Here is a 3,871-nt window from a genome sequence, read left to right on the forward strand (position 1 = left end):
CCCGTCCCTACGACCCCCAGCACCTTCTCGGGAGTGGAACCCGACCGCCCGCAACGGACACTGCGCCGATCTGTCACGCCCGCATGCCAGAATCAGCAGCTGAACGCCGACAACGACGCCGAACGCCCCCGCTCACCAGCCCGATGAAACATCGAGGCTAGTAAGACACACATGTCACTCAGATTGACTTGTCCACTTCATCGAACTGGCTGACTGGATGAAGTAGATTCCAACCCTCTTCAATGACTCGACCTGCGCGCAACACGGTGGCATCGTCGAACGCTCGACCCATAACCTGCACGCCCATAGGCAGACCTCGATCATCGTTGCCATAGGGAACGGTTAAAGCTGGCAGGCCCGTCACGTTGGCGGGAGCGTTCAGACGGACATATGCATCTTCCACGCTCTCTTGGCTGCCGTCTGGCCAATCGAAAACCTCCTGCCCCAGCAGGGCTGCCGTCTGCGGCACGCTGGGAGCCACGAGGACGTCGATGTGCTCAAACATCTTGTTCCACTGTGTGGTGATGAGTTGCCGGGCGCGTTGCGCTTTCAGGTAATCCGTGGCGGGCATCAATTGACCTGCTTCCAGCAGAATGCGCACATCCTCTCCATAAAGTGAAGCATTCTTGCGTATGTCCTGTGAATGCACGACGGCAGATTCAGCCACCATCAGTCCCCATTGTGTCGGAAAGATGTAGTCCGCAAGTGGAACGTCTACATCAACCAGCGTGGCTCCCTGCCTGGACAGGTGTGCCGCTGCCTGTTTCACCGCGCTTGCGATCGGTTCAGCAACATGGTCGAAGAAGTGGTTTTCGGGAATGCCGACCCGCAGTCCTTGCACATCGGCATCCGTATCCCAGGATTGGGAGAGCACTGATGCCGACTGAGCACGACTGGCAGGGTCACGGACATCAAAACCTGCGATCGCCTGGACCATCAGACTGGCATCTCGCACAGTGCGTGCAAGCGGGCCAACATGGTCAAGCGACCAGGACAGAGGCACCACACCATGACGAGAAACCAGACCGTAGCTGGGCTTGAACCCCACAAGTCCGCACAGAGCCGCAGGCACGCGGATCGAACCGCCGGTATCTGTTCCCATTGCCGCCCAAGCGCCTCCGTAAGCGACCGCTGCAGCCGATCCGCCGCTGGAGCCGCCCGACGTGCGCTGCGGATCGACAGGGTTGCGAGTCTGCGGCGTGGTTAGGCCGAACGCGAATTCATGGGTATGGGTCTTTCCCATCACGATGGCTCCGCCACGCGCTAGCGAATCTGCCACGGCACTATTTTCACTGGCGCGGTGCCCGGTTCTCACACGGGAGCTAGCACTGGTGCGTAGTCCGGCCACGTCAAACATATCCTTCAATGCCAACGGGATACCGTGCAGTGGCCCGCGATAACTGCCTTTGGCAATTTCGCGCTCGGCTTCCAGCGCTTGCTGGCGCGCGGAATCTTCCCACACCGACACATACGCGTTGACTTCTGTCTCGCGTGCCTCAATGCGCTCCAGTGCGGCGTCAACTAGCTCTACGGGTGACAGGTTTCTGGCTGCGACGGCAGCACTGGCTTCTGCCAGCGTTAGATTCAATGAACTCAGCATGATGTTCTCCCCCTTGTGGAGTCAAAAGCGAACGCTGGCGGATTCGACACGTCGACGGGCAATTCGTCTATCCTGGAGATCACGGTACGGATGTGGTGCAGCACTCCGGAGACCAGTAGGGCGCGTTCTGGCTCCAGCGGCAAGCCGAGGCTGGATGCTAGCGCCAAGGTGCTCTCTGGGGATAGTTGGGTGGGCCTTTCAGTCATTTTCTTCCTCATCTCGACGTTTGAGTGCTTGCGTGTGCAGGAAGGCGATTGACGATGCGACCAAAGCTACGATCACCACGCCATAGATGTTGACGGACACGAGCTCTCCCGCGTGCTGAACCAGATAGCCGGCAGCAATCGTGGGCACGCTGTGAGCCGTATAGCTGATGATGTAGAACACGCCCATCAATCCAGCGCGCTGGTGTGGCTGGGCTAAGGGCAAGACGTTACGCATTGCACCCAGGAAGCTGGCTCCGAAGCCAAATCCCGCGATGACCGAGCCACCCAACATCAGAGCCGCAACACCAAGGTTCGCCCCCACCAGAGTGATTGTCAGGCCTAGTCCCAGTGCCAGTCCGCCAGACATGAGAGTGGTGAACGTACTCAGCTTCTGCGCGATCAGGACCGCAGAGGCACCGGTCAACGTCAAAGCCGCCACCACAATTCCACTAAGCCAAGGCGTGTCCACCATCGTGACGGTCTCGATCAACGAGGGCATGAGCGAGAGGTAAAAACCACCAAGCATCCAAACCGCCATCAGCGCAGGAGTGACGGACAGCAATGCCTTGCGTGTTTGAGATGGCACGGTAATGCGCGGTTTGAGACTGACCAACGCGCCAGGGCGGCGTTCCGTGGTCTCTGGAGTCAGCCAGGTCAACCCCAGAAGTACAAAGAAGATGCCCAGCAAAACGGCGTACACCATGTGTAGAGGCCACGGGCCGTACACCATCAACGCGGTACTTCCGAGTGAGCCTATCGCCATTCCAACCATTGGCGCCATGCTGTTGATCAAGGTGCCGCGCGCTCGGACCAAGTCGAGTACGGCCGCGCTCACAGCGGCCGTCGCGACTCCAGTGGCGAAGCCCTGCACAACACGCGCGGCAACCAGCCAGCCCACCCCATCTGCAAGGAGAAAAGTAGCCATCGCAGCGATTTGCAATCCCAGGGCGAGGGAGATGGCCGGGCGACGGCCAGTATGGTCGGATAACCGAGCAGTCACCAGCAAGCTCAGCAGCAGTGCCAGCGCGTAGGCCGCAAAAACGACTGTCAGAACAGTGGCACTGAAGCCCCATTTCTCCTGATAGAGCCCGTAGAGCGGCGTGGGCACGCTTGAAGCTGCCAGGAAGGCTACCAACGTGCTTCCGTGCAGCGCTACGTATCGCAACGAGGACTTCCGACGTGGCAATGTCTGCCGCGGGGGGTCCGACTTCTGTGGCACAGACTGGGTAGTGGACATGATCACGCTCCTAACGCAAAGTATTGGCTTTAGTGAGCCTACCCCATGCGAACATCTAAAGCAACATCTTTGCTATAGTGGTCACGGATGCACGAACGTCACACCTGAGGAACTCATGGCCATCAAATCTGCCCCGCGCCCTGGAGGGCGTAGCGCCCGTGTCCAGGCCGCCGTACACAAGGCGGTCCGTGACTTGCAAAAGGAACAGGGCCGAGACGGGCTGACCGTGCCCGCCGTCGCAAGTCGCGCGGGGGTGACACCGTCGACCATCTACCGCCGTTGGGGTGGTCTCGCGCAGCTGCTGGCTGATGTGGCTGTCGAGCAAATGCGGCCTGACGAACCGCCCGCAGACACCGGGAGCTTCCGCGGAGATCTGCTCGCATGGCTGATGCAGTATTTCGACGAGATGTCCTCAACCCCTGGTAGGGCCATGCTGCGTGACGTACTAGGCACTGAGAACCATGCTGGTGCGGGTAAATGCGACGGCTTCATACGCCAGCAGATCGAAGCGATCCGCGAACGCGCCCTAGCCAGAGGAGAGAGTCCGGTGCCAGCAGACTCGATCCTTAGTGTCGTAGTCGCTCCCCTGATGTACCGCATCCTATTCGCCGACGAGACACCATCAGCAAACGCAATTGCGGCACTCTTCGAACAATGTGTGACTCGCACCTGAGAAGGTCGCAGAACCAAGCCAACGGCGCCGCGAAAGCCACGACGGTTCAAGTACAACCGGGGTTATGCCACGCGGCTCGCTAAGCTGCCTGTACATTTCCGGCTCTTCGCAGATGAGGGTGTAGCAGCGGGGTGTGGGGTAGGCGCGTTGGTGCC

3 protein-coding genes are annotated in these 3,871 nt (G+C 59.8%); 1 reads left to right on the top strand and 2 read right to left on the bottom strand.

The features are described 5' to 3' along the window. Positions 1-178: 178 nt before the first annotated feature. Positions 179-1,600: an amidase gene (locus INT51_RS21870; RefSeq protein ID WP_193107499.1), complete on the bottom strand. Its 1,422-nt coding sequence runs from the start codon at positions 1,598-1,600 to the stop codon at positions 179-181. 198 nt (positions 1,601-1,798) lie between these two features. After that, entirely contained in the window at positions 1,799-3,043 is a 1,245-nt protein-coding gene (locus tag INT51_RS21875) for an MFS transporter (protein ID WP_226986059.1), read from the bottom strand. A gap of 115 nt (positions 3,044-3,158) precedes the next feature. Between INT51_RS21875 and INT51_RS21880 the strand changes: the two genes are divergently transcribed. Next, positions 3,159-3,716 (top strand): TetR/AcrR family transcriptional regulator, encoded by a 558-nt coding sequence (locus INT51_RS21880; RefSeq protein ID WP_193107501.1) that lies wholly within the window; start codon positions 3,159-3,161, stop codon positions 3,714-3,716. Positions 3,717-3,871: the final 155 nt, after the last annotated feature.

The organism is Brachybacterium sp. FME24, assembly GCF_014897705.1.
GTDB lineage: Bacteria > Actinomycetota > Actinomycetes > Actinomycetales > Dermabacteraceae > Brachybacterium.

Excerpts from the sequence above, each read along its gene's own strand:
- INT51_RS21880 (WP_193107501.1), top strand. The coding sequence starts at position 3,159 with ATGGCCATCAAATCTGCCCCGCGCCCTGGAGGGCGTAGCGCCCGTGTC.
- INT51_RS21875 (WP_226986059.1), bottom strand. The coding sequence starts at position 3,043 with ATGTCCACTACCCAGTCTGTGCCACAGAAGTCGGACCCCCCGCGGCAG.
- INT51_RS21870 (WP_193107499.1), bottom strand. The coding sequence starts at position 1,600 with ATGCTGAGTTCATTGAATCTAACGCTGGCAGAAGCCAGTGCTGCCGTC.